Source organism: Thermodesulfomicrobium sp. WS, assembly GCF_027925145.1.
Classification (GTDB): Bacteria; Desulfobacterota; Desulfovibrionia; order Desulfovibrionales; family Desulfomicrobiaceae; genus Thermodesulfomicrobium.
Window position 1 is genome coordinate 143,519 of the sequence record NZ_AP027130.1, and the last position, 22,780, is coordinate 166,298.

Genomic DNA, 22,780 nt, shown 5'->3' on the forward strand with positions numbered 1-22,780 from the left:
GGCCCCAAAGAAATTTCCCTTGCCCTGGGTTCCAAGGCATGGATATAGGCCCCACCCATTATGAGCAAGGACCTCATCATCGTCGAATCACCGGCGAAGATCAAAACCATCACCAAATTTCTCGGCCCAGGCTACCGCGTGGAGGCCTCGCTGGGGCACGTGCGCGACCTGCCGCAAAAAACGCTGGGCGTGGACGAAGAGCACGGTTTTGCTCCTCAGTACGAGATTATTCCCGGCAAAGGCAATGTGGTGAAAAAGCTCCGGGCTGCGGCCAAGGAGGCAGATACCGTCTACCTGGCCCCGGACCCGGACCGCGAAGGTGAAGCCATCGCCTGGCATGTGGCGGAGCTCCTGCGCGACGCCAACCCCAACCTCAAGCGTATCTGGTTCAATGAGATCACGGCCCGGGCCGTGCGCGAGGCCCTTGCGCAGCCGGGAGAGCTGCGCCGCCCGCTCTTCGATTCCCAGCAGGCCCGCCGTATCCTCGACCGGCTGGTGGGCTACAAGATCTCGCCGCTGCTGTGGTCCAAGGTCCGACGCGGGCTCTCCGCCGGCCGGGTCCAGTCCGTAGCCCTGCGCCTCATCGTGGACCGCGAACGGGAACGCCAAGCCTTCACCCCGGAAGAATATTGGGATTTCACCCTCCATCTGGCCACGGATCCGGCCTTCAGCGCCAAGCTCTGGCGCATCGCCGGCAAAAAGGCGCACGTCCCCAACGAGCAGGCCGCCCAAGAGCTGCGCGCCGCCCTGGAAGGGGCGCCCACCGTGGTGGAGACAGTCCAGGAGAAAGAGCGCGCCCGGCACCCCAAGCCGCCGTTCATCACCTCCACCCTCCAGCAGGAGGCCAGTACCCGCCTGGGCTTCTCCGCCAAGCGCACCATGAACATCGCCCAGCGCCTCTACGAAGGTGTCGAGCTCGGTGAGCGCGGCACGGTGGCGCTCATCACCTACATGCGCACCGACTCGGTACGCGTGGCCGCAGAAGCCCAGGAGGCCACCCGCGCCCTCATCCACGAACGCTTTGGCGCGGAGTACTGTCCCGCCACCCCGCGCCAGTACAAAAGCAAAGGCAGTGCGCAGGATGCCCACGAGGCCATCCGCCCCGTAGACGTCCGGCTCACGCCGGAGATGGTGCAGCCCCTTCTGCCCGCGGAACAATTCAAGCTCTACCGCCTCATCTGGCAGCGATTCGTGGCCTCGCAAATGGCCTCGGCCCGCTTCTGGGACACCACCGTCATCCTGGCCACCGGGGACGCCCAATGGCGCGCCAAAGGCGAACGCCTCATCTTTCCGGGGTTTCTCGCTGTCTGGCCCCACCCAGGCGACGAAGCCGTGCTCCCCAAACTCTCCCCAGGGCAGACCATACCCGTCGAGCGCATCCACTGCGAGCAGAAATTCACCCAGCCGCCGGCCCGCTTCACGGAAGCCTCCCTGGTACGCAAGCTCGAAGAACTGGGCATCGGCCGGCCGTCCACCTACGCCACCATCATCTCCACCTTGGTGGACCGCGGCTACGTGGAACTCACGGACAAGGCGTTCGTGCCCACGGATCTCGGCTGCACGGTGAGCGACCTCTTGGTGGCCCACTTTGCCCGGCTCATGGATCCCGGGTTCACCGCGGCCCTGGAGGCGGACCTCGACCGCATCGCAGAAGGGGAAACCACCCTGGAAGAGGTGCTCCAGCGCTTTGCGCAAGACTTCTACCCCACCCTGGAAGCGGCGCGCCACGACATGGCCACCCTCAAGGCCGGGGTGGAGACGGACATACCGTGCCCCAAGTGCGGCCACGGCAAACTCATCATGCGCTTTGGCAAAAACGGCCCCTTCGTGGGGTGCTCCGACTACCCGCAATGCACCTTCACCAGCGAATACCGCCGCAACGACCACGGAGGCATCGAACTCCTGCCCCAGGCCGAGGTGCCCGACCTCGGCCCCTGTCCTGCCTGCCAGGAAGGCCGCTTGGTGGTGAAGAAGACCCGCACGGGCGGACGCTTCGTGGCCTGCTCCCGCTACCCGGACTGCCGCTACGCCACCTCCCTGTCCACCGGCGTCCCATGCCCGCAAGAAGGGTGCACCGGCCAGCTGGTGGAAAAGACCAGCCGCCGTGGCAAGACCTTCTACTCCTGTAATCGCTACCCCGACTGTACCTACGCGGTCTGGGACCCGCCGGTGCCGGGGCCGTGTCCGCGCTGCGGCTTTCCCATCCTTGTGCGCAAGACCACCAAGGCCGGCACCACCGTAGCCTGCCCCTCCCAGGGATGCCGCTACCGCAGCCAAGAAGAAAGCGGCCCAGCCTAAGGGAGGGCCGCATCTTCCACGTGCCTGCAGGCCGGTCGCATCACAACGCGACAGTCACCGTATACTTTTTCATAAAAAAGGCAGGATGATAGCTGAGCTTGGCCCGACGCAGCCCTTCGTCGCCCAGGTCCTGCTCCCGGTTGACCCACATGAATCCCTGGCCAAAGCGCTCCAAGAACATCTGGTTGATGGCCTGATACACCCCACGAAATTGCGGGCAGCCTTTTTCAAAATGGATGACCAGCGTCGTGTCGTCCAAGGGATCGGCCACGGTATAGGCGATCATCTTGCCGTCAACGGCGATACCTGCGCCCATGATCCCCTCAAGCCGGGACCAGTCGTGCAGCACCCGCACGATGGCGTGATTTTCGGCAGCCAAGGTGGCGTCGTTTTCGGTGTCCCGCCACAAAAACCAGTCGGTCTGCAGGGCCAAGGCGCACTCTCCAGTACGCTCGTCAAGCGCTACCAATTGGAAGGCATGATCGCGGACAAACTGATGGAGCAGGTTCTTTTTGCTGTGAAAACGCCTGCCCGCCAAGGAAACGAGTTCCTCCACGGAATACACGTAATCCCAATGCTCGCGGGCCTCTGCCACGGTCATGGGGATCCCTGCGCCACGCCATACCCCCACCAGGGCTTCCGGGACCCGCACAAAATGGAGCGGCCCCGGCAAAGCGGCAAGCACGCGGCGCCAATCCACAGCGTCCCAGGCCCCCACCGGGGCCCAATACACCGGGCTCGGCACGGTTTGCCGCAAAAACACAATTCCCGACTCCCAACACCACTCTAGGCCATAATGAGGGCCCCACCCCCAAAGGTTGACGAAGCTATAGTCCGAGGTTTTTTCCGGCATCTGCGCCAAACACGCATGATAGGCCTGTTGTCCTTCCAAGGTAATGGGTGCGAAATTCACGGATATCTCTCCGATATTGCTAGAAAAATAGAGAAAACCAGCCTTCGTTTGCCAACGAAGGGATTTCCGATAGAAAGAAAGGGCTTTCGTTGTCAAAAAACAAAAAAGGTTATGTCCGCGTCCTGGAAAATCAAGACCCTTCCCCAGCCGGTGTCTGAAGATCACATCCGCCGGCTTGCCGCAGAGCTGCAGGTCAGTCCCATCACGGTACGCCTCCTGCTCTTGCGCGGCGTCGAGACTCCCGAGGCCATGCACCGTTTCCTCTGCCCGGGGCTGCGCTACCTGTTGCCCTTGGAGTACTGGCCTGGGGTGCTCGATGCGGCAAAAATCATCGCCCGGGCGGTGGCGGAAGGGAAAGGCATTGCCATCTGGGGGGACTACGACGTGGACGGTATCACGGCCACGGTACTGGCCAAGGAATTCCTTTCCCGCTACGGCGCGCGCGTCCTCCATGTCATCCCGGACCGCCGAGACCACGGCTACGGCCTGGCAGAAACGGGTATCCGGCGTTTGGCGGAAGAAAACATCGCCGTGCTGCTCACCGTCGATTGCGGAGTCGCCAATGGCCCGGAAATCGCGCTGGCCCGCAGCCTCGGCATGGAGGTGGTGGTCGCCGACCATCACGTGCCCGGCAAAGACCTGCCCCCGGCCACAGCCCTCATCAACCCCAAATTGGGCAATTGGCCCTCGGAAGACCTCTCCGGCGTTGCCTTGAGCTTTCTCCTCATGGCGGCAGCAGGCAAATTCCTTCCTCGCCAGGACATGGACATCCGCCAGAGCCTGGATCTGGTGGCCCTCGGCACCATTGCCGACGTCATCCCCTTAGACGAGCAAAACCGCATCCTCGTGAAAAATGGGATGCTCCTCATCAGCGAGGCCAGGCGCGTGGGCATCCACGCCCTCAAGGAGGCCAGCGGCATCCATCACACGGAGCAAATCGGGGTGGGGGCCATCGGCTATGCCCTTGCCCCACGCATCAATGCCGCCGGCCGCGTGGGAGACCCGAGCCTGGCCGTGGAGCTCCTCCTTGCCCAGGATTTACGCCACGCCCGCCAACTCGCCCTCGAACTCGACGCCCTCAACGCCCACCGCAAGGAGACCGAGCGCTCCATCCTCGCTGAGGCCTTGGCCCAGGCCGAAAGCCAGCGGGAGATGGCAGGGCTGGTGCTCTACGGCGAGCATTGGCATCCCGGCGTCATCGGCATCGTGGCCTCGCGCATCGTGGAACGCTACGGCCGCCCCTGTATCATCCTCACCCAGGAAAATGGTCTCCTTAAAGGTTCGGCGCGTTCCGTGCCCAACTTCGACCTGTACCAAGGGCTTGCCGAGTGCCGACAGTGGCTCACCACCTTCGGTGGACACAAGCAGGCCGCAGGGCTGAAATTGGAAGAGCAGGCCTTGCCGTCGCTGCGCCAGGCCTTTGCCGAGGCCGTGCAGCGCCAATGCGGCGCGCAGCTCGGTGCCCCTGCGCCCCTGCTGGTGGACATGGAGGTGGCCTTCGCCCAGGTGCACGCCCGCTTCCTCCATGAGTTGGATCTTCTGCAGCCTTTTGGGCCGTCCAATCCGCGCCCCATCTTTCTCTCGCCACCCGTGACCGTCACCCGGCAGCGTTTTTTCGGCATGGGCAAACACGTGGAACTGTGGCTGCGCGACACCACGGACGGCGTATCCCTGCGCGGCGTGGCCTGGCGTCTTGGAGAGACGTGGAAAGCCATGGCTTCCACCTCGCCCATCCGCGTGGCCTATACCCCGAAAGCTGCGTCCTTTCGCGGCACCGTGGGTATCGAGCTCACCATTTCCGGCATCTTTTCTCACCAATCCCCACCATAAGGAGGAGGCATGCGTTCGTGGATCCTGATCCCTGCTTTGGCCCTCGCCCTGGCCTGCTCTGGATGCGCCGCGGTCATCGTCGGCGGCGCTGCTGCGGCAGGCACCTATGTGTATATGGCGGGCTGGCTCCAGCAAACGTATAACCGCAACCTGGAGACCGTATATGCCGCGGCCCAAAGCGCCCCCACCTCTCTAGGGCTCACGCTCCAGTCCGCAGAAAAACAGACCGGCAAGGCAAGCCTCCAATTCCTCGATGGCGACACTACCGTGTGGATTACCTTGGAAGCCACCAGTTCCTATACCACCAAGGTCTCCATACGCTGGGGGATCCTGGGCGACGAGACTGCCTCTCGCCGCATCATGGACGCCATCGGCGCCCGGCTTTAGTCGCCTTCCTGGTGCGCAAGGCCCGCAAGCCCTTCGCCGGCATGATAGCTGCTGCGCACCAAAGGCGCGCACGCCATGGACCGAATCCCCAAGGACTGACCATAGGCGGCGTACACTGCAAAGCGCTGGGGATGGACATAGCGGGCCACGGGCAAATGCTGGCGAGACGGACGAAGGTACTGGCCGATGGTCATCATGGGGCACCCGACCTCCGCCACCTGCTCGATGACTTCCAGGACTTCCCCATCCTCCTCGCCCAGGCCCACCATCATGCCTGTCTTGACCACCAAACCGCGCGCCACGGCATCTGCGAGCACCTGGAGACTGCGTTGCCAATCGGCCTGGGGCCGCACTTGCGGGTAGAGGCGCGGCACTGTCTCCAGGTTGTGGTTGAACACGTCCGGCCGGGCCGCGAGCACCACCTCGAGGGCGGCGCGGTCTCCCAAAAAATCGGGAACGAGCACTTCCACGGTGGCCTGCGGGCAGGCCTGGCGCACGGCCTCCATGGTGCGCCCAAAATGCCCGGCCCCACCATCGGGCAGGTCGTCGCGGGTGACCGAGGTAATGACCACGTGCCTGAGCCCCAAGCGCGCGGCAGCCTCGGCCACGCGCCTCGGTTCATCCGGGTCCACGGGAGCGGGCGACCCGCCCAGGACGTTACAAAACCGGCAATGGCGCGAGCAGCGCGGACCCAAGATCAAAAACGTCCCGAGGCCGCAGCCAAAACACTCGAATATATTCGGGCAGCGCGCCGCCTGACATACCGTGCCCACCGCCAGGTCTTCCACCGTCCGCAAGGTCCGGGCAAACTGATGCTGGCGCGGGAGGTTGGTGCGCAGCCACGGTGGCAGCCGCCGCGTATCCCGAAGGTCTTCCGGGCTCGCTGCCAACTGCTGCAGTGCTTCTTCATACGTCATACGCCATACCCCCAGCGCCCCCATTCCCCCAGATGCATGGCCCCGAGATAGCACGCGGCAAAATCAGGCTGAGCCGTGGCGTCCACCACCTGCACCCTGTGCGGGAGTCCTTCGGCCACGGATCGAAGCTGCGGCTGCGTGCCCAAAAGCAGGGCGCCCCGTAAGCAAGTATTGCCGACGATCCGGATACGATCCCGCCAGTTGGGCGGAAAAAATCCCAAAGTGAGCAAGTCCTCCACCGCCACATGGCCCCCCAAGGCACCGGCCACGGCCACGCACGCCACCCGTTCCTGCACCCGCCCCAGTACCGTTTGCAGCGCCGCCACCAAGGCCGCCTTGACCTTCAAAAACTCTTCCACGTCCGCCTCGAAAAGCTCCACAGGCCCAGCCACAGGCAAGGCACGCATCTTCCCCCCTTCCCGCACCATACGGCGCAAGCGCCAGGCAAGCGGCGACGGCGGCGCAGAGGTAAAATGCCCGGACCGGTCCACAACACCGATGCGGCGCAAGGCCGCCAAAAGGGAAATATACCCCGTGCCGGAGATCCCCTGCCACGGCCCTTGGCCCCGAGGCACCAGTCCTGCAGGTCCCACGTCCACCGCGCTGATGACTCCAGGCCCGGCCAGACGTCCAAAACGCAGGCCCACCCCCTCCACTGCAGGGCCCATGGGCACACTGGACACCACCAAGCGCCCCTCTTCATACCACACGATTTCCCCATTGGTGCCCAAATCCACCAACACAAAAGGCTGCGGGAGTCCGTCCGCCAGACAGGCGATGACCCCTGCGCTGAGGTCGCTTCCCACAAACGGGGCAAGGGGCGGCGGCACGTACACCGGCGGCAGGTCTGCGGCCAGGCACAGCGGTCCTCCAAACACAGGCATGCGGTACGGCGCAGCACCCAGCCCAGCCACAGACACTCCCAAGAGCAGCGCCATCATGACGGTATTGCCGGCCACCACCACCTCCTGCACGCCGCGCGCCGCCATGGCCCGCAGGGCCTCCAGCACCACTGCGCGCAAGATGCTGGCGCCTTGCGGATGGCTTAAGGCATACCGGACCCGGGCGAGCACGTCGCTTCCTGCAGGAGCTTGAGGATTGGGGGTGGAAAAGGGGCCGTATTCCGGCGCGGCGTACGCCCACTTGAGGGCGGTGGTGCCCACATCCACCGCAAGGATCTGCGCGGGGTATGCAGGCACAACGCGCCCAGGACCTTCGCCAAGCCATTCCACCTGCTGACCAGAAAGCGGTAGATGCCGGCACGCCAAACGCCACCCGGCGGCCAGCTCGTCCACGCCAAGCCGTAGGCGGTCTTCGGCGCACGGTTCCGGGGCCCCGGCCTCGAAACGAATCCGACACGCCCCGCACAGGCCAATGCCTGCGCATACCGCGCGCGACGCAAAGAGCCCGGCTTCGAAGAGCAGCTCCAGCCACGTTTGCCCTGCGCGCGCAGGCACGGTCTGCACGCCGTGCGTGCTTCGCACCCGAACCGTCACTCCACCACCACCAGGCCGGCCTCTGCCGGGCCCTCCACCCAGCCGATCTCTGCCGCCAGATCACCGCAGGAAAGGAGAAAATCGCGCACTGCCCCACGCATGGCCTCAGGCACCGCCAATACCAATCCACCGGAGGTCTGGGCGTCGAAGAGCATGTCCGCCACCAGGGGATCCACGTGCGGGGCGATGCGCACCCGGCACGCGCAGAATTTCCGATTGGCATGGCTGCCTTCCGGAAGCAGGCCCATGGCCGCCAAATCCCGCACTCCAGAAAGCAGCGGCACGGCATCCGCACGCAGCACCACCTGACACCGGGATGCCGCCGCCATTTCCAGCACGTGCCCGACCAAGCCAAAGCCCGTCACATCCGTTGCCGCACGCAGTCCAAAACGGGCGATGGCCGCACCGCCAGCGCGGTTGAGCCGGCCTGCCCAGCGCACCAGCTCCGCTTCCATGGCATCCGCCCCTTCCCAATTGGCCTTGATGGCCGTGGCCAAGACCCCGGTGCCGATGGGTTTGGTCAAAAGCAGGTGATCACCAGGGCGAAGTCCCGTGTTGGAGGCAAGGACCTGGGGGTCAAGGACGCCAGATACCGAAAGCCCATATTTGATCTCCGTGTCCTGCACGCTGTGCCCACCGACCAGTACCGCCCCGGCCTCGCGCACGGCATCGGCCCCTCCGCGCAAAATCTCCCGCAGCACCTGCAGGTCCATGGTCTTTATGGGGAACCCCACGATATTCATGGCCGCAAAAGGCCGTCCCCCCATGGCAAAGACGTCCGAAAGGGCGTTGGCCGCGGCAATGCGCCCGAAGGCAAACGGATCGTCCACGATGGGGGTCAAAAAATCCACGGTCTGCACCAAATATTGCCCCGCAGGGAACCGCAGCACCGCTGCGTCCTCATTGTTGCCGAGCCCCAAAACCAGGCGGGGATCGTCCTCCGGCACCAGTGCCGCCAATGCCTGCTCCAGGTCCCCTGGAGCGAGCTTGGCGGCTCAGCCAGCGGCGTGGGCAAAGTGCGTGAGCTTCATACGTCCTCCGCGGCAAACCTCTGGGAGAGCCAGCCCGGGAGCTCTTCCATCAACCGGTATACGGCAGGGAACAACGTCTGTTTGGCGTGATGCACGAGGTAGAATTGCCGCTCCACCACCACATCAGGCACCTCCACGCGCACCAGCCGCCCCTGCTCCAAGGCGTCCCGCACCGTCAGTGTGGATGTCATGCCTGCTCCCATGCCTGCTTCCAAACAACGGGCCATGATACTCGCCTGACGTACCACCGCCACCGGGCGAATGTCCTGCCACGAAAGCCCCAAGGCCCAAAGCGCCTGCTCCATCACCTGCCGGGTGCCGGAGCCCACCTCCCGCACCACCCAGGGCAGGGCGCGAAAGAGCGCAACACCGGAAAGGCCCTCGAAGCGTTTGGCCAGCTCCGGGCTCATGACCAAGGCCACGTCATCGCGAAGGAGCGGCACGGCCCGCAGGTCCGGACTCGAGGGAGCGCTTCCCACCACTGCCACGGTCAGCGCCCCTTCCTGCACCGCCTCCATCATCTCGGCCGAATCCCCAATGCGCAGGTCCACCAGCACCTCAGGGTAGCGGGCGTGAAACCATGCCAAAAATTCCGGAAGCAAATAATGGGCAGGGATGGAACTTCCACCCAGATCCACCTCGCCGGCCACCCGATCCTGCAATTGGCGGATTTCGGCCTTGGCTAGGTGCACGGCCGCGAACATGGACTGCGCATGCCGGTAGAGGATGTGGCCGGCCTTGGTCGGCACTACGGACCTGCCGATCCGGTCAAAAAGCAATACTTCCAGCTCGCTCTCCAAGGCCGCAACATGGGCGCTGATGGTCGGCTGCGACAAGTAGAGCTCCTTGCCGGCCTTGGAGAAACTCCGCAACTCGTACACCTTGGCAAAAGCAATAATCTTATGGATATCCATGGGCACCTATTCCTCGCATAGAACGAAACTATCCATAAGCGCACAAAAAAAGGCAGGGGGAGTCCCTGCCTTGGTGATGGCGTCCGTTACTCGGCTTGAGCTTCTTCAGCGCTTGCTGCGGAGGCTGGTGCCCCCACAGAGAACTCGATGAGCGCCATGGGAGCGCAGTCCCCGGGCCGCGGGAGGGCGAATTTCACCACCCGGGTGTAGCCTCCCGAGACTCCCTGAAACCGGGGACCGATGACATCAAAAAGCTTCTGGACGCTGCTATGGCTTCCCAGCACCGCATAGGCCTGACGGCGGGCATGCAGGGAATTCTCCTTGGCCAAGCTGACCAATTTGTCAGCCAAGATCTTGAGTTCCTTGGCCTTGGGTTCCGTGGTGCGGATGCGCTCATGCTCCACCAAGGAGCGCGCCATATTCCGCATCATGGCTTTGCGGTGCTCCCAGGTACGGCCAAGTTTTCTGCCTGATTTTCTATGCCTCATTGTTCTCGTTCCTCTTCAGCCAATCTTGGTACAAGGCGTCGAAGTTATCAATGGCGAGACCGAAATCCAAACCCATGCTCTCCAGCACCCGCCGGATGTCCTCCAGGGACTTACGGCCAAAGTTCTTGGTTTTGAGGAGCTCGTTTTCGGTCTTCTGGACCAGTTCACCCACCAAATGGATACCGGCGCTCTTGAGGCAATTGGCCGCACGCACCGGAAGTTCCAATTCTTCGATGGTCTTGAAGAGATGCTCGTTGATCTGCGCCTGGGGTTTTGCCTTGGCGTGCTGGATATCCGCCGAACTTTCGTCGAAATTGATGAACACCGAAAGCTGATCTTTGAGTATCTTGGCGCTGTAGGCCACGGCATCTTCCGGACGCACCGAGCCGTCGGTCCAGACCTCCAGGATGAGCTTGTCGTAGTTGGTCATCTGGCCCACACGGGCCTGTTCCACGGTATAGGCCACCTTCCGAATGGGCGAGAAGCTGGCATCCAAGGCAATCACCCCGATCTGCAGATCCAGGTCTTCATGCATGTCCGCGGGCACGTAACCTTTGCCCATGCGAATCTCCAGATCCATGACCAACTCCACGTCCTCGGAAAGGGTGGCGATGTGCAAGTCTGGATTGAGGATCCGCACGTGCTGGTTCTCGCGGATGGCGGATGCGGTCACCGGCCCCCGGGAATTGGCCACGAGCTGCACCCGCTGGGGTTCCGCCGTGTCCATGGCGATGCGTAGTTGCTTGATATTGAGGACGATGTCCGTCACATCCTCGATTACCCCGGGGATGGTCGTGAACTCGTGCTGGATTCCCTGGATCTTCAGGGCCACAGGGGCCGCCCCTTGTAACGAAGAGAGCAGCACACGGCGCAGGGCATTGCCAATGGTGGTCCCGAAACCACGCTCCAAGGGCTCGCAGATGAACTTCCCGTAGGTGTCGTTGGACTTGGGATCGCACTCCAGCTGCGATGGCCGGACGAGCTCCGCCCAATTGCGGACGAAAACCTTGCTGTCTCCGCTCAGAGAACTCATGGGTACCGCCCTTTATTTGGAGTAGAGTTCGACGATGAGCTGCTCGGTCATGGGGAAGGTCAAATCCTCACGCGTGGGCAGGGCTTTTACGGTTCCGCGCATGGCCGTAGGATCGACATCCAGCCATGCCGGCACCCCGCGCCGGGCCACAGTCTCCAGAGATTCCGCAATCACCAGATTCTTTTTGGAACGCTCCCGCACTTCGATCACGTCTCCGGGACGCAGCCGTACCGAAGGCACGTTCACCTTATGCCCATTGAGACGGAACAAACCATGACGCACCAATTGGCGTGCCTGAGCGCGGGAATGGGCAAAGCCCATGCGGTACACGATATTGTCGATGCGCGATTCCAGAAGTACCAACAAATTGGTACCTGTCACACCCTTGCGCCGATCGGCTTCCTGGAAGTAGCGGCGGAATTGTCCCTCAAGCAGCCCATACATCCGACGCACTTTCTGCTTTTCCCGCAGCTGCAAGGCGTAGTTACTGGGCTTCTTCCGCATCTTTCCATGATCGCCAGGAGCGTACGGGCGACGATCAAAAGCGCATTTATCCGTATAGCAGCGGTCTCCCTTGAGGAACAACTTCGTGCCCTCACGGCGACAAATTCTGCATTTTGCTTCCGTATATCTAGCCAAGGCTACTCCCCCTCTTAGACTCGACGGCGTTTAGGCGGACGGCATCCATTATGCGGGATGGGAGTGACGTCGCGAATAAAGACGACCCGCATCCCCAAGGCATTGATGGCACGCATAGCCGACTCGCGGCCCGCGCCCGGACCTTTGACATAAATCCCCACGGTACGCATTCCGCAATCCATAGCCTTGCGGGCAGCGGTCTCCGCGGCTTTCTGCGCCGCAAACGGGGTATTCTTGCGGGATCCACGAAATCCCGAAGCACCGGCACTCGCCCAACTTACCACGTTCCCCGCAGGATCGGTAAAGGTCACGATAGTGTTGTTAAACGAGCTGGTAATATGCGCAATCCCCACCGGAATATTGCGCTTTTCTTTCTTTTTGGTCACGCGCTGTGGTTTCGCCATAACGATTTTCGCTCCTCACCTTACTTCTTCTTTTTCCCCACCACAGCCCGACGCGGTCCCTTGCGGGTGCGCGCGTTGGTGTGCGTCCGCTGACCACGACAAGGCAAGCCCTTACGATGCCGAAGCCCACGATAGCAGCCGATATCCATGAGCCGCTTAATGCTGGTCACCACCTCGCGGCGCAGGTCACCTTCCACCTTGTAGTTCGCCTCGATTTCCTTGCGCAAGGCGTTGATGTCATCGGCGGTCAGGTCATCGCTCTTCTTCGTCCAATCGATGCCCGTCGCATCGAGAATCTTGAGCGCAGTTGCTCGACCGATGCCATAAATATAGGTCAACGCAATATCGAGCCGCTTGTTCCGCGGCAAATCAACACCGACTAATCTCGCCACACGTTCCCCCTCATTCCGCTAGCCCTGGCGCTGCTTATGCCGGGCATTTTCACAGATAACCCGCAAGACGCCCTTGCGTTTGATCAACTTGCACTTTGGGCATACTTTCCGAACGGAAGGCCGCACTTTCATACGCACATCTCCCTCATGCCAGCTTACGAAAGCCGACTTAAGATGATTGGTCCTTTTTCCGTGATGGCCACGGAATGTTCAAAATGGGCGGCGAGGCTTCGATCCTTCGTGACTGCGGTCCAGCCGTCGGAGAGGATATCGACAAGCTCGGTTCCCACCGCCACCATAGGTTCGATCGCCAGGACCATCCCTGGCCGAAGCGGCAGACGCGATGCACCCCGAGGAACAAAATTAGGCACCTCCGGCTTTTCATGGAGCATACGGCCGATACCGTGCCCCACAAACCGCCGGATCACATGGAACCCCTGCCCCTCCACATATTCCTGCACCGCACGGGAAATATCGTAGAGGTCGTTTCCTGGCTGCGCCTGCGCAATCCCCAGATAGAGGGAGCGCTCGGTCACTTCCAGAAGACGAGCCGCGTCCTCCGCAATAGATCCCACACCTACCGTCCGAGCCGAATCACCATAAAAACCATCACACACCACGCCGAAATCAATGGACAAGAGGTCTCCTTCCCGCAATGGGCGCAGCGAAGGAAAACCATGCACGATTTCTTCGTTCACCGAACAACACAGGGCATACGGGAACCCGTGATACCCTTTAAAGGCAGGCTGCACGCCATATTCCGTACACAGCACAACAGCCTGCTCTTCCAAATCCATGGTGGTGATCCCAGGTCGGACCATGGAACAGATCCGGTCTAAAATCTCCGCCACGATACGATTCGATCGTTCCAGCGCAGCGATTTCCTGATCGTTCTTCAGGAAAATGCCCCGGTATTTTTTCATGCCCGACGCCCTTTCACCCGGGCCTTGGCAAGCAGCCCCTCGTACTGGCCCGAGATGAGATGGGACTGCACCTGACTCATGGTGTCCATGGCCACGCCCACCACAATGAGCAGAGAGGTGCCTCCAAAGTAGAAGGGGACATGAAACTGGCGCATGAGTACAACCGGCAAAACGCAAATGATCGAGATATAGAGAGCGCCCCACAAAGTCAAACGGTTGAGCACCTTGTCGAGGTATTCCTCGGTCTTTTGTCCGGGACGAATCCCTGGGACGAAGGCGCCTTGTTTCTTCAGATTTTCGGCAATTTCCTTGGGGTCAAAAATGATCGCTGTATAAAAATAGCAGAAGAAAATAATCAGGCCAATAAACAAAAGGTTATACAGCACGGTGTCCGGACGAAACCACTCCGAGACTCTCTGCAAAATCTCCGCGTGGGAAAAATTGGCCAAGGTTGCCGGAAACATCAACAACGACGAGGCAAAGATGGGCGGGATCACCCCTGCGGTATTGAGCCGCAATGGCAGGTGGCTGGTCTGGCCGCCATAGAGTTTCCGCCCGATCATTCGCTTCGCGTAATGGATGGGGATCCGACGCTGGCAGCGCTCCACGAACACGATTCCCACCAATACCGCGGCCATGAACACCACAAGCAACAGGGCCAGGAAAAGCGAAAGCTCACCAGCTCCCAACAGGCGCAACGACCGGCCCAGGCCACTGGGCAATCCCGCGGCAATACCTGCAAAAATGATGAGGCTAATGCCGTTGCCAATGCCCTTTTCCGTGATCTTTTCCCCCAGCCACATTAAAAAGACCGTGCCGGCGGTGAGCGTCATCACGGTGATGGCCCGAAACCCCCAACCCGGCAAGTACACCACAGACGCACCGGTAGGGCTCGACATACTCTCCAGCCCCACGGCGATGCCAAGCCCCTGGACTACGGAGATCAACACCGTGGCATACCGGGTGTATTGGGTGATCTTTTTCCGGCCTGCCGCCCCTTCCTCACGGGAAAGGCGCTTGAGCTCGGGGCTCACTACGGTAAGCAATTGAAGGATGATGGAGGCGGAGATGTACGGCATGATGCCCAAGGCAAAGATGGACAGATTCCGCAGTCCGCCTCCCGAGAACATATCAAAGAGCCCAAACAAGGTGTTTTGGACGCTGGCAAAGAAGTCGGCCAAAGCCTTCCCGTCCACCCCGGGGATGGGCAAATGGATGCCCACCCGGTACACGGCGAGAAGGAGAAACGTCCACAAGATCTTGCCCTTGAGGCTGTCCAACCCTGCGTTGGCACCCTTTGTCGTGCTCACGGCATCACCCTTCCAACGCCACTGCGGTGCCGCCAACGGCGGAGATCTTTTCCACAGCCTTTTTGCTGAACTTATGCGCGGTGATGCGCATGGCCGAGGTCAACTCGCCGTCGGAGAGCACCTTCACCGGCGCCCCTTCACGAGCGAGACGTGCCGCATACAGGTCCTCAACACTCACCTCGGCCTTACCTGCAAACGCCGACGCAATGGTCCCCAAAGCAACGGGCTGATATTCGACGCGGAAAGGATTTTTGAACCCCCGCTTGGGAAGACGCCGGAAGAGAGGCATCTGCCCACCTTCAAATCCCGGAGCCACTTTCCCGCCACTGCGGGCCTTCTGTCCCTTGTGTCCGCGGCCAGCGGTGCCGCCCTGACCCGAGGCATTGCCCCGGCCCAGACGTTTGCGCTGCGAGCGTTCCTCCGGGAACGGATAGAGCTCATACAAGTTCATCGAACCACCTCCACCAGATGCTGGACTTTGCGAATCATGCCCCAGGTACAGGGATTATCGGGGAGCTCCCGAACCTGATGGAGCCGTCGCAGCCCCAGGGCCGCGACAATTTTCCGCTGCGCCGTCGGTTGGGTGATGAGACTCTTGATCAATTTCACCTTGAGCATGGGAAACCGCCTACTTTCGCTTGATGGTCAGGGTTTTGCCCCGCATGGAACTCACCTGTTCCGCGCCGCGCAAGGAACGCAACCCGGCAAAGGTGGCGCGCACCACATTGTGGGGATTGTTGGTGCCAATGGCCTTGGTGAGGATGTCATGGACACCCACGGCCTCCATGACGGCACGCACCGGGCCACCGGCAATGATCCCCGTGCCCGCCGAAGCCGGTTTGAGGAGCACGCGCCCTGCACCAAACTCGCCAATGACATCGTACGGGATGGTCCCGTCCACCAAGGCCACGGACTCCATATTCTTCCGCGCATGATCCGTTGCCTTGCGAATGGCATCCGGCACCTGGTTGGCCTTGCCCAACCCGAAGCCGACCCGGCCCTTGCCATCGCCGACCACCACCAAAGCGCTAAAGCTGAAGCGACGGCCACCCTTGACCACCTTGGCCACACGATTGAGAGCGACAAGCCGCTCGATAAGTTCCAATTCGTTGTGCTGCTGCATGGATATCCCCGGCGCTTAAAAGTTCAGACCGCCTTCCCGGGCGCCATCGGCTACGGCCTTCACGCGGCCATGGAACAAAAAGCCATTGCGGTCGAAGACCACCGCGGAGATATCTTTCTTCTTGGCCTCTTCCGCGATCTTCAGGCCCACCCGCTTGGCGGACTCCACCGTCAGGCTCACCGCGCTTTCCTCAAGATTCAACGTAGACGCCGCAGCCAGGGTCACCCCTCGGGAGTCGTCAACGATTTGCGCATAGATATGCTTGTTGGAACGGAAGACCACCAAGCGAGGACGCTCCGGAGTCCCGGAAATCTTTTTCCGAATCCGAACCTTACGCTTTTTTCGTGCTTCTTGTTTGGACAACGTCATACGTCCACCTACTTCTTACCGCCGGACTTACCGGCCTTGCGACGGATCACTTCGTCCACGTACTTGATTCCCTTACCCTTATACGGCTCAGGCTCCCGCACGCGGCGAATCTGCGCAGCCACTTCGCCCACCACCTGCTTGTCACAGCCCGAGATGACAATCTTATTGCCATCCACCTTGGCCTGGATGCCCTGAGGGAGCGCATAGTTGACCGGGTGAGAGTATCCCACCGACAGCACCACCGTATTGCCCTGCACATTCACCTTATATCCCACGCCAACCACTTCCAGAGACTTCTCAAATCCCTTGGTGACGCCCACAATCGCATTGGCCAACAAGGTCCGGCGCAGGCCATGCTGCTGGCGGGCAATGCGGGAGTCATCACGGCGACGTACCGCTGCCACGCCCCCCTCGAGCACCACTTCCACGGCCGGATGCTGGGCAAGGGTAACCGTCCCCTTCGGCCCTTTGACCGTAATGGCATCCGAAGCAATGGCAATGTCCACGCCCGCAGGAACAGGGATGGGCAATTTTCCAACTCGAGACATCGCTTCCCTCCCTACCAGATCTCGCAGATCAGCTCGCCGCCGATCCCCTTGGCGCTTGCATGCTTGCCTTCCATCACCCCCTGGGAGGTGGAAAGGATACAAATCCCCAAACCATTCTGCACCGACGGGATCTGCGCAGCCTGAACATACACCCGGCGGCCAGGCTTACTGACACGACGGAGCCCAGAAATGACGGGCTTGTGGTCGTGGTACTTGAGGCGCACCACCAACGCACCATCCCGTTTCTCAAACTGCTCAATAAAGCCTTCTTCCTGGAGGATCGTCAGGATACTTTCCCGCATCCGGCTGGGAGACATGGCCACCTGAGTATGGCGCGCCATATGGGCATTGCGAATTCTCGTCAGCAAATCCGCGATAGGATCAACAACAGCCATGGAGCCTCCCATTCTACCAGCTCGATTTGCGCACACCAGGCAGCTCACCAGCCAGTGCCAGGTTCCGAAAACAAATTCTGCACACACCAAATTTCCGCAAAAAGGCACGCGGACGTCCACAGATAGGACATCTATTGTATTTCCGAGTGGAAAACTTGGGCTTCCGCTGAGCCTTGACCATCAAGGATGTACGAGTCAAGTTACATTCCTCCTTACTTCCTGAAAGGCATTCCAAGGAGCTTGAGAAGCATCTTGGCTTCTTTATCCGTTTTTGCCGTTGTAACAATCGAGATATTCATACCGACGGCCTTCTCGACCTTATCCATCTCGATCTCCGGGAAAATGGTATGCTCCTTGATGCCCAGCGTATAATTCCCACGGCCATCAAAGCCACGGTCGGGAATTCCACGGAAGTCGCGCACCCGCGGAAGCGCAATAAGGATCAGCTTCTCCAGAAAAGCCCACATTCTATCCCGACGCAAGGACACGCGGCATCCAACGGGCATCCCTTCACGCAGCTTGAACGCAGCGATGGATTTTTTGGCCCGCGTCACAACGGCCTTCTGTCCTGCAATCAGAGTCAAATCGCGTACAGAATCCTGGATAAGCTTATTGTTCTGGCTTCCCTCGCCCAACCCCATGTTCAACGAAACATAGGTAATCCGCGGAACTTCCATAACGCATTTGTACTGAAATTCCTTGGCGAGCTCAGGGGCGACTTTTTCCCTGTAGATCTTTTCGAGGTTGGTCATCACGACACCTTAGCTGATCGTTTCGTTGCACTTTTTGCAGTAGCGCAGTTTCTTGTCGTCTTCGGTGAAGCGGTAGCCCACCCGCGTCGGCTTGGCGCACGCCGGGCACACCAACTGCACATTGGACACATCAATGGGCATCTCTTTTTCGACGATCCCCCCTGGCTGTCCTGCATATGGATTCGGCTTCATGTGCTTCTTCACCACATTCACCTTCTCCACGACGACTTTATTTTTATCACGCAAAATACGCGTCACCTTACCGATCTTGCCCTTGTCTTTGCCCGCAAGGACCATCACGGTATCGTCTTTATGAATCTTCCAGACGCGATTAGCCATTACAGCACCTCGGGAGCGAGAGAGACAATTTTCATGAAGTTCTTGGCCCGCAGCTCTCGGGCCACCGGCCCAAAAATACGGGTGCCAATGGGCTCCATGTTCTTGTTCAGCAGGACCGCAGAGTTGGTATCAAAGCGGATGTAGGTGCCATCCGGGCGACCGATCTCTTTTTTCGTCCGCACGATCACCGCTTGCAGCACATCGCCTTTTTTCACCTTGCCATGGGGGATGGCCTCTTTCACTGAGACCATGATCACATCCCCAACCTGGGCATAGCGACGCTTGCTGCCGCCGAGCACCTTGATGCAGGCTACCTTCTTGGCCCCGGAGTTGTCCGCGACATCCAACGTCGTTTGCATCTGAATCATAACGGATACCCCTACAACGCCCGTTCAATAATTTTCACCAAATGCCAGTTCTTATGCGCACTCAGCGGACGATGTTCCACAATCTGGACCTTATCGCCCACGCGACACTCATTGTTGGGGTCATGCGCCATAAACTTCTTTCTACGGCGAATGTATTTCTTCAAGATAGGATGCTTGACCAAGGTTTCAACGCGGACGACGATGGTCTTGTCATTCTTGTCGCTCACGACGAAGCCAACAAGAGTTCTCTTGTTCGAAGTCTTACCGCTATTGCTCATCACCTTGTCTCCATCTGCTTCTCTTTCAAGACAGTCAAAATCCGAGCAATGGATTTTTTGACTTGCGGTATTCTTTGCGTATTTTCCAGCTGCGCAGTGGCATGCTGGAAACGGAGATTCATCAACTCCTTACGGAACTCCTGCAGCTTTTCGTTGAGCTTTGCGGCATCCATCGCACGCAATTCCTGAGCGTTCATGCATTACTCCTTTTCGACTATCATAGTCTTGATCGGCAGTTTATGCGCCGCTCTGCGCAAAGCTTCCTTGGCAAGCTCAACATCAACGCCCTTGATCTCGTACAACATCCGACCACGCTGCACCGGAGCACACCATCCCACGGGAGAACCCTTTCCACTCCCCTGGCGCACTTCCAATGGCTTGGCCGTGATCACTTTGTCCGGAAAGATGCGGATAAAGACCTGGCCGCCACGCTTGATATGCCGCATCATGGCAATACGGGCCGCCTCAATCTGCTGGCTCGTGATCTTGCCACACTCAAGGGCCTTGAGGCCCACATCACCAAAGGCAACGGTGGTGGCGCGCTGGGCGACCCCCCGAACCCGTCCCTTCTGCTGCTTTCTGAATTTGGTGCGTTTTGGACTGAGCATCAGCTATTCACCTCACTCAAAATCTCGCCCTTGAAGACCCACACCTTGACCCCGATGACCCCGTATGTGGTCTTGGCCAAGGCCAGGCCATAGTCGATGTCGGCGCGCAAGGTATGCAGCGGCACACGACCTTCACGGGCCCACTCGGTACGTGCGATTTCCGCACCGCCCAAACGGCCGCTCACCTGCACCTTGATGCCCTGAGCACCAAATTTTTGCGCTAGCGAAATCGTCTTCTTCATGGCCCGACGAAAGGCCACCCGCCGTTCCAACTGCTGGGCAATGGACTCCGCCACCAACTGCGCCTCAATCTCGGGCCGACGAATTTCGTTGACCTCGATGGCAAACTCGCGACCGAACTTCTGGCGCAGCTCCAAGCGCATCTTCTCAATTTCTGCGCCCTTTCGGCCGATAACGATACCCGGACGAGCCGTATACAGAATCAGACGAACCTTGTCCGCCGCACGCTCAATATCAATCTTGGCAATCCCGGCGTGATTCAGCTTATCTTTGACATAGCGACGCAGCTTATGGTCTTCGAAAACATACTCTGCATATTTCTTGTCGCTGAACCAACGCGATTTCCAAGGCTTATTATAGCCGACACGAAATCCGTAAGGATGTACTTTGTGACCCAAGGCTCTGTCCTCCTATCGCTCGTCCACGACCACTGTAATGTGGCTGGTTCTCTTGATAATGCGGTACGCACGGCCCATGGCCCGAGGACGAATGCGCTTCCAGCTTGGACCACCGTCGATACGGATCTCCTTCACCAGCAGGCTATCGACATCCAAATTCGCATTGTGCTCGGCATTGGCGATGGCGGAGGCCAAAACTTTCTCAATGAGACGGGCTGCCTTCTTGGGAGTAAACTTCAAAATGTTCAAGGCATCTTCCACAGGCTTGCCCGTGACGTTACGCGCCACGAGCCGCGCCTTCTGGGGCGAGACGCGCAGAAACTTGGCAACGGCTTTCGCTTCCATATCTCCTTCCCGCCTTATTTCTTCTTCTTGTCTGCGGCGTGGCCGAAGAACGTCCGCGTGGGGGCAAACTCGCCGAGCTTGTGCCCCACCATATTTTCCGACACGAACACTGGCACAAACTTCTTGCCGTTGTGCACCGCAAAAGTCAGCCCCACCATCTCAGGGATAATCGTGGAACGGCGGGACCAGGTCTTGATCACCTGACGGCTCCGCTCTGCGTTGGCCTTTTCCACCTTTTTGAGGAGATGGTCATCCACAAAGGGGCCTTTTTTGAGGGATCTCGGCATAGCTACTCCTACTTGGTACCGCGGGGTTTGACGATAAACTTGGAGGACGCCTTCTTGGGCGAACGCGTCTTGGCACCCTTGGTGGGCTTACCCCACGGGGTCACCGGATGGCGACCACCGGAACTCCGGCCCTCGCCACCACCCAAGGGATGGTCCACAGGGTTCATGGCCACGCCACGCACCTTCGGACGCCGCCCCAACCAACGGTTGCGGCCAGCCTTACCCAAAGAGATGTTCTCATGCTCCAAGTTCCCCACCTGACCCACGGTAGCCATGGCCGTCGCCAAGACCTTGCGCACTTCGCCCGAAGGCAGACGCAGCAGGGCATACGTCCCTTCCTTGGCGATAAGCTGGGCATAGGTGCCCGCAGACCGCGCCATCTGACCGCCGCGGCCAGGATGAAGCTCCACGTTGTGGACCAACGTACCCAGCGGAATCCGACCCAAAGGCAGGGCATTGCCGGGCTTGATGTCCGCGGAGTCCCCGGCCACGACGGTGTCTCCCACCTGCAGGCCCACCGGGCACAAAATATAGCGCTTCTCGCCGTCCGCATACGAAAGCAGGGCAATACGCGCGCTCCGATTGGGATCGTACTCGATACTGGCTACACGGGCGGGGATGTCCAGCTTGTTGCGCTTGAAATCGATGATCCGGTAGCGCCGCTTGACCCCGCCGCCACGACGGCGGGCCGTAATCCGGCCAAAATGATTCCGGCCGCTCTTCTTGCACAGCCCCACGGTAAGGGACTTTTCCGGCTCGACCTTGGTGATTTCCTCGAAGGTATGCACCGTTTGCGTCCGCCGGCCTGGAGAAGTCGGCTTGAGTTTCCGAATCGCCATACATCAAACCCCTTCGAAAAAGTCGATGGAAGCCCCTGGAGCAAGGGTCACATAGGCCTTCTTATAGCCCCGAATCTTGCCCGCGGCCCGACCGAATTTTGTCCGTACCCGGGGACGATAGCGAACCATGTTCACCGCCGTCACCTGCACGCCGAACACATCCTCCACGGCGCGCTGTACATCGATCTTGTTGGCAGCCGGATGCACGAGAAAAGCCACCTGATTGGCATTCTGCTTCATCAAGGTGGTCTTCTCGGAAATGAGCGGCCGCAACAAAATTTGCGTGCTCTCCATCACTTCAACCTCGCATGCAAGGCCTCGACGGCGCCCTTATCCAGCACCAGCTGAGGATATTTCAGGATTTCGTAAACATTGATGGCAGAAGGCTCCACCACCAACATACCCGGCACGTTCCGGGCCGAAAGAGTAAGATTGCTATCGGGTTCACTCACAACAATCAAGGCTTTTTTCAGGCCCAGACCTTTGGCGCAGGCGACGAAATCCTTGGTCTTGATGCGCTCCAAGGCCAGCTTGTCCACCACCACCAGACTCTCTGTGGCATATTTGCTCGAAAGCGCCATCTTCAAGGCCAATCGGCGGACCTGCTTGTTGATCTTGAAGCCATAATCACGCGCCACCGGGCCATGCACCACCGCACCGCCACGCCACAGAGGGGAGCGGATGGATCCGGCCCGAGCACGGCCCGTCCCTTTCTGGCGCCACGGCTTCTTGCCGCCACCGCGCACCAATCCCCGAGTCTTCACGCCCACGGTACCTGCACGCAATTTGGCGAGATGGGAACGCACTGCTAGGTGAAGGATTTCCGGCCGAATCTCGACGCGGAAAATCTCGTCGGCCAAGTCCATCTCACCGACGACCTCATTGCGTTGATTGACTACCTTTGTATGTGCCATGG

35 protein-coding genes are annotated in these 22,780 nt (G+C 60.1%); 3 read left to right on the plus strand and 32 right to left on the minus strand.

Annotated features, from left to right (window positions below):
* Window positions 1-60: 60 nt before the first annotated feature.
* The gene (gene topA / locus QMF81_RS00730) at window positions 61-2,298 is read left to right on the plus strand and encodes a type I DNA topoisomerase (RefSeq protein WP_281751075.1); all 2,238 of its coding nucleotides are present in this window, start codon (window positions 61-63) and stop codon (window positions 2,296-2,298) included.
* Between the two features lie 40 nt (window positions 2,299-2,338).
* Here the strand turns inward: topA and QMF81_RS00735 are convergent, their stop codons facing one another.
* Window positions 2,339-3,211: a phosphatidylglycerol lysyltransferase domain-containing protein gene (locus tag QMF81_RS00735; RefSeq protein WP_348772177.1), complete on the minus strand. Its 873-nt coding sequence runs from the start codon at window positions 3,209-3,211 to the stop codon at window positions 2,339-2,341.
* A 111-nt stretch (window positions 3,212-3,322) separates the two neighbouring features.
* On the opposite strand from QMF81_RS00735, the gene recJ reads away from it, so the two are divergent.
* Window positions 3,323-5,041, plus strand: a complete 1,719-nt coding sequence (gene recJ / locus QMF81_RS00740) for a single-stranded-DNA-specific exonuclease RecJ (protein ID WP_281751078.1) — start codon at window positions 3,323-3,325, stop codon at window positions 5,039-5,041.
* A gap of 9 nt (window positions 5,042-5,050) precedes the next feature.
* Window positions 5,051-5,428, plus strand: a complete 378-nt coding sequence (locus QMF81_RS00745) for a DUF3568 family protein (RefSeq protein WP_281751080.1) — start codon at window positions 5,051-5,053, stop codon at window positions 5,426-5,428.
* On the opposite strand, the gene lipA is transcribed toward QMF81_RS00745, so the two are convergent.
* The 31 genes from lipA to rplD form a co-directional block, all read right to left on the minus strand.
* On the minus strand, window positions 5,425-6,345 hold the full coding sequence (lipA, locus tag QMF81_RS00750) for a lipoyl synthase (protein ID WP_281751082.1): 921 nt from the start codon (window positions 6,343-6,345) through the stop codon (window positions 5,425-5,427). The two genes, QMF81_RS00745 and lipA, sit on opposite strands and share 4 nt — an antisense overlap.
* A complete protein-coding gene (locus QMF81_RS00755) occupies window positions 6,342-7,811 on the minus strand; it encodes an ASKHA domain-containing protein (RefSeq protein ID WP_281751084.1) in 1,470 nt (489 codons plus the stop codon). Before QMF81_RS00755 ends, lipA begins: the two co-directional genes overlap by 4 nt.
* Before the next feature lie 26 nt (window positions 7,812-7,837).
* Complete coding sequence (gene selD / locus QMF81_RS00760) at window positions 7,838-8,872, minus strand: selenide, water dikinase SelD (RefSeq protein ID WP_281751085.1); 1,035 nt, start codon at window positions 8,870-8,872, stop codon at window positions 7,838-7,840.
* Window positions 8,869-9,786, minus strand: a complete 918-nt coding sequence (locus QMF81_RS00765; protein ID WP_281751087.1) for a LysR substrate-binding domain-containing protein — start codon at window positions 9,784-9,786, stop codon at window positions 8,869-8,871. The genes selD and QMF81_RS00765 overlap by 4 nt, the downstream gene beginning before the upstream one ends.
* An 86-nt stretch (window positions 9,787-9,872) precedes the next feature.
* On the minus strand, window positions 9,873-10,274 hold the full coding sequence (gene rplQ / locus QMF81_RS00770) for a 50S ribosomal protein L17 (protein ID WP_281751089.1): 402 nt from the start codon (window positions 10,272-10,274) through the stop codon (window positions 9,873-9,875).
* Window positions 10,264-11,307 carry a DNA-directed RNA polymerase subunit alpha gene (locus QMF81_RS00775; RefSeq protein ID WP_281751091.1) on the minus strand — a complete coding sequence of 348 codons (1,044 nt, stop codon included), beginning with the start codon at window positions 11,305-11,307 and terminating at the stop codon, window positions 10,264-10,266. The genes rplQ and QMF81_RS00775 overlap by 11 nt, the downstream gene beginning before the upstream one ends.
* A 12-nt stretch (window positions 11,308-11,319) precedes the next feature.
* Window positions 11,320-11,946 (minus strand): 30S ribosomal protein S4, encoded by a 627-nt coding sequence (rpsD, locus tag QMF81_RS00780; RefSeq protein ID WP_281751093.1) that lies wholly within the window; start codon window positions 11,944-11,946, stop codon window positions 11,320-11,322.
* 14 nt (window positions 11,947-11,960) lie between these two features.
* Entirely contained in the window at window positions 11,961-12,350 is a 390-nt protein-coding gene (gene rpsK / locus QMF81_RS00785; RefSeq protein ID WP_281751094.1) for a 30S ribosomal protein S11, read from the minus strand.
* A gap of 20 nt (window positions 12,351-12,370) precedes the next feature.
* Window positions 12,371-12,742 carry a 30S ribosomal protein S13 gene (gene rpsM / locus QMF81_RS00790; protein ID WP_281751096.1) on the minus strand — a complete coding sequence of 124 codons (372 nt, stop codon included), beginning with the start codon at window positions 12,740-12,742 and terminating at the stop codon, window positions 12,371-12,373.
* Window positions 12,743-12,760: 18 nt separating this feature from the next.
* A complete protein-coding gene (rpmJ, locus tag QMF81_RS00795; protein ID WP_281752882.1) occupies window positions 12,761-12,874 on the minus strand; it encodes a 50S ribosomal protein L36 in 114 nt (37 codons plus the stop codon).
* 23 nt (window positions 12,875-12,897) lie between these two features.
* Entirely contained in the window at window positions 12,898-13,665 is a 768-nt protein-coding gene (gene map, locus QMF81_RS00800) for a type I methionyl aminopeptidase (protein WP_281751098.1), read from the minus strand.
* Window positions 13,662-14,975 carry a preprotein translocase subunit SecY gene (secY, locus tag QMF81_RS00805; protein WP_281751100.1) on the minus strand — a complete coding sequence of 438 codons (1,314 nt, stop codon included), beginning with the start codon at window positions 14,973-14,975 and terminating at the stop codon, window positions 13,662-13,664. The genes map and secY overlap by 4 nt, the downstream gene beginning before the upstream one ends.
* A 4-nt stretch (window positions 14,976-14,979) precedes the next feature.
* Window positions 14,980-15,426 (minus strand): 50S ribosomal protein L15, encoded by a 447-nt coding sequence (rplO, locus tag QMF81_RS00810; RefSeq protein WP_281751102.1) that lies wholly within the window; start codon window positions 15,424-15,426, stop codon window positions 14,980-14,982.
* Window positions 15,423-15,593 carry a 50S ribosomal protein L30 gene (rpmD, locus tag QMF81_RS00815; protein WP_281751104.1) on the minus strand — a complete coding sequence of 57 codons (171 nt, stop codon included), beginning with the start codon at window positions 15,591-15,593 and terminating at the stop codon, window positions 15,423-15,425. Before rpmD ends, rplO begins: the two co-directional genes overlap by 4 nt.
* 10 nt (window positions 15,594-15,603) lie before the next feature.
* On the minus strand, window positions 15,604-16,098 hold the full coding sequence (gene rpsE / locus QMF81_RS00820; protein ID WP_281751105.1) for a 30S ribosomal protein S5: 495 nt from the start codon (window positions 16,096-16,098) through the stop codon (window positions 15,604-15,606).
* A 15-nt stretch (window positions 16,099-16,113) separates the two neighbouring features.
* Entirely contained in the window at window positions 16,114-16,467 is a 354-nt protein-coding gene (gene rplR, locus QMF81_RS00825; protein WP_281751107.1) for a 50S ribosomal protein L18, read from the minus strand.
* Window positions 16,468-16,475: 8 nt separating this feature from the next.
* A complete protein-coding gene (gene rplF / locus QMF81_RS00830) occupies window positions 16,476-17,015 on the minus strand; it encodes a 50S ribosomal protein L6 (RefSeq protein WP_281751109.1) in 540 nt (179 codons plus the stop codon).
* Between the two features lie 11 nt (window positions 17,016-17,026).
* The gene (rpsH, locus tag QMF81_RS00835) at window positions 17,027-17,410 is read right to left on the minus strand and encodes a 30S ribosomal protein S8 (RefSeq protein WP_281751111.1); all 384 of its coding nucleotides are present in this window, start codon (window positions 17,408-17,410) and stop codon (window positions 17,027-17,029) included.
* Between the two features lie 13 nt (window positions 17,411-17,423).
* Window positions 17,424-17,609, minus strand: coding sequence for a type Z 30S ribosomal protein S14 (locus tag QMF81_RS00840; RefSeq protein ID WP_281751113.1), 186 nt, complete (start codon window positions 17,607-17,609; stop codon window positions 17,424-17,426).
* Window positions 17,610-17,622: 13 nt separating this feature from the next.
* The gene (gene rplE / locus QMF81_RS00845) at window positions 17,623-18,162 is read right to left on the minus strand and encodes a 50S ribosomal protein L5 (RefSeq protein WP_281751115.1); all 540 of its coding nucleotides are present in this window, start codon (window positions 18,160-18,162) and stop codon (window positions 17,623-17,625) included.
* Window positions 18,163-18,171: 9 nt separating this feature from the next.
* Window positions 18,172-18,501 carry a 50S ribosomal protein L24 gene (rplX, locus tag QMF81_RS00850; protein WP_281751117.1) on the minus strand — a complete coding sequence of 110 codons (330 nt, stop codon included), beginning with the start codon at window positions 18,499-18,501 and terminating at the stop codon, window positions 18,172-18,174.
* Window positions 18,501-18,869, minus strand: a complete 369-nt coding sequence (rplN, locus tag QMF81_RS00855) for a 50S ribosomal protein L14 (protein WP_281751119.1) — start codon at window positions 18,867-18,869, stop codon at window positions 18,501-18,503. The genes rplX and rplN overlap by 1 nt, the downstream gene beginning before the upstream one ends.
* A gap of 11 nt (window positions 18,870-18,880) precedes the next feature.
* The gene (gene rpsQ, locus QMF81_RS00860) at window positions 18,881-19,147 is read right to left on the minus strand and encodes a 30S ribosomal protein S17 (RefSeq protein ID WP_281751121.1); all 267 of its coding nucleotides are present in this window, start codon (window positions 19,145-19,147) and stop codon (window positions 18,881-18,883) included.
* Window positions 19,147-19,344 (minus strand): 50S ribosomal protein L29, encoded by a 198-nt coding sequence (gene rpmC, locus QMF81_RS00865; protein ID WP_281751123.1) that lies wholly within the window; start codon window positions 19,342-19,344, stop codon window positions 19,147-19,149. The genes rpsQ and rpmC overlap by 1 nt, the downstream gene beginning before the upstream one ends.
* A gap of 3 nt (window positions 19,345-19,347) precedes the next feature.
* Window positions 19,348-19,755 carry a 50S ribosomal protein L16 gene (rplP, locus tag QMF81_RS00870; RefSeq protein ID WP_281751125.1) on the minus strand — a complete coding sequence of 136 codons (408 nt, stop codon included), beginning with the start codon at window positions 19,753-19,755 and terminating at the stop codon, window positions 19,348-19,350.
* Window positions 19,755-20,393 carry a 30S ribosomal protein S3 gene (gene rpsC, locus QMF81_RS00875; protein WP_281751127.1) on the minus strand — a complete coding sequence of 213 codons (639 nt, stop codon included), beginning with the start codon at window positions 20,391-20,393 and terminating at the stop codon, window positions 19,755-19,757. The genes rplP and rpsC overlap by 1 nt, the downstream gene beginning before the upstream one ends.
* 12 nt (window positions 20,394-20,405) lie before the next feature.
* Window positions 20,406-20,738, minus strand: a complete 333-nt coding sequence (gene rplV, locus QMF81_RS00880; protein WP_281751129.1) for a 50S ribosomal protein L22 — start codon at window positions 20,736-20,738, stop codon at window positions 20,406-20,408.
* 14 nt (window positions 20,739-20,752) lie between these two features.
* On the minus strand, window positions 20,753-21,025 hold the full coding sequence (gene rpsS / locus QMF81_RS00885) for a 30S ribosomal protein S19 (RefSeq protein WP_281751131.1): 273 nt from the start codon (window positions 21,023-21,025) through the stop codon (window positions 20,753-20,755).
* 8 nt (window positions 21,026-21,033) lie between these two features.
* The gene (gene rplB, locus QMF81_RS00890) at window positions 21,034-21,864 is read right to left on the minus strand and encodes a 50S ribosomal protein L2 (RefSeq protein ID WP_281751134.1); all 831 of its coding nucleotides are present in this window, start codon (window positions 21,862-21,864) and stop codon (window positions 21,034-21,036) included.
* A 3-nt stretch (window positions 21,865-21,867) separates the two neighbouring features.
* Window positions 21,868-22,158: a 50S ribosomal protein L23 gene (gene rplW, locus QMF81_RS00895; protein ID WP_281751135.1), complete on the minus strand. Its 291-nt coding sequence runs from the start codon at window positions 22,156-22,158 to the stop codon at window positions 21,868-21,870.
* Window positions 22,158-22,778 carry a 50S ribosomal protein L4 gene (rplD, locus tag QMF81_RS00900; protein ID WP_281752884.1) on the minus strand — a complete coding sequence of 207 codons (621 nt, stop codon included), beginning with the start codon at window positions 22,776-22,778 and terminating at the stop codon, window positions 22,158-22,160. The genes rplW and rplD overlap by 1 nt, the downstream gene beginning before the upstream one ends.
* Between the last annotated feature and the right edge of the window lie 2 nt (window positions 22,779-22,780).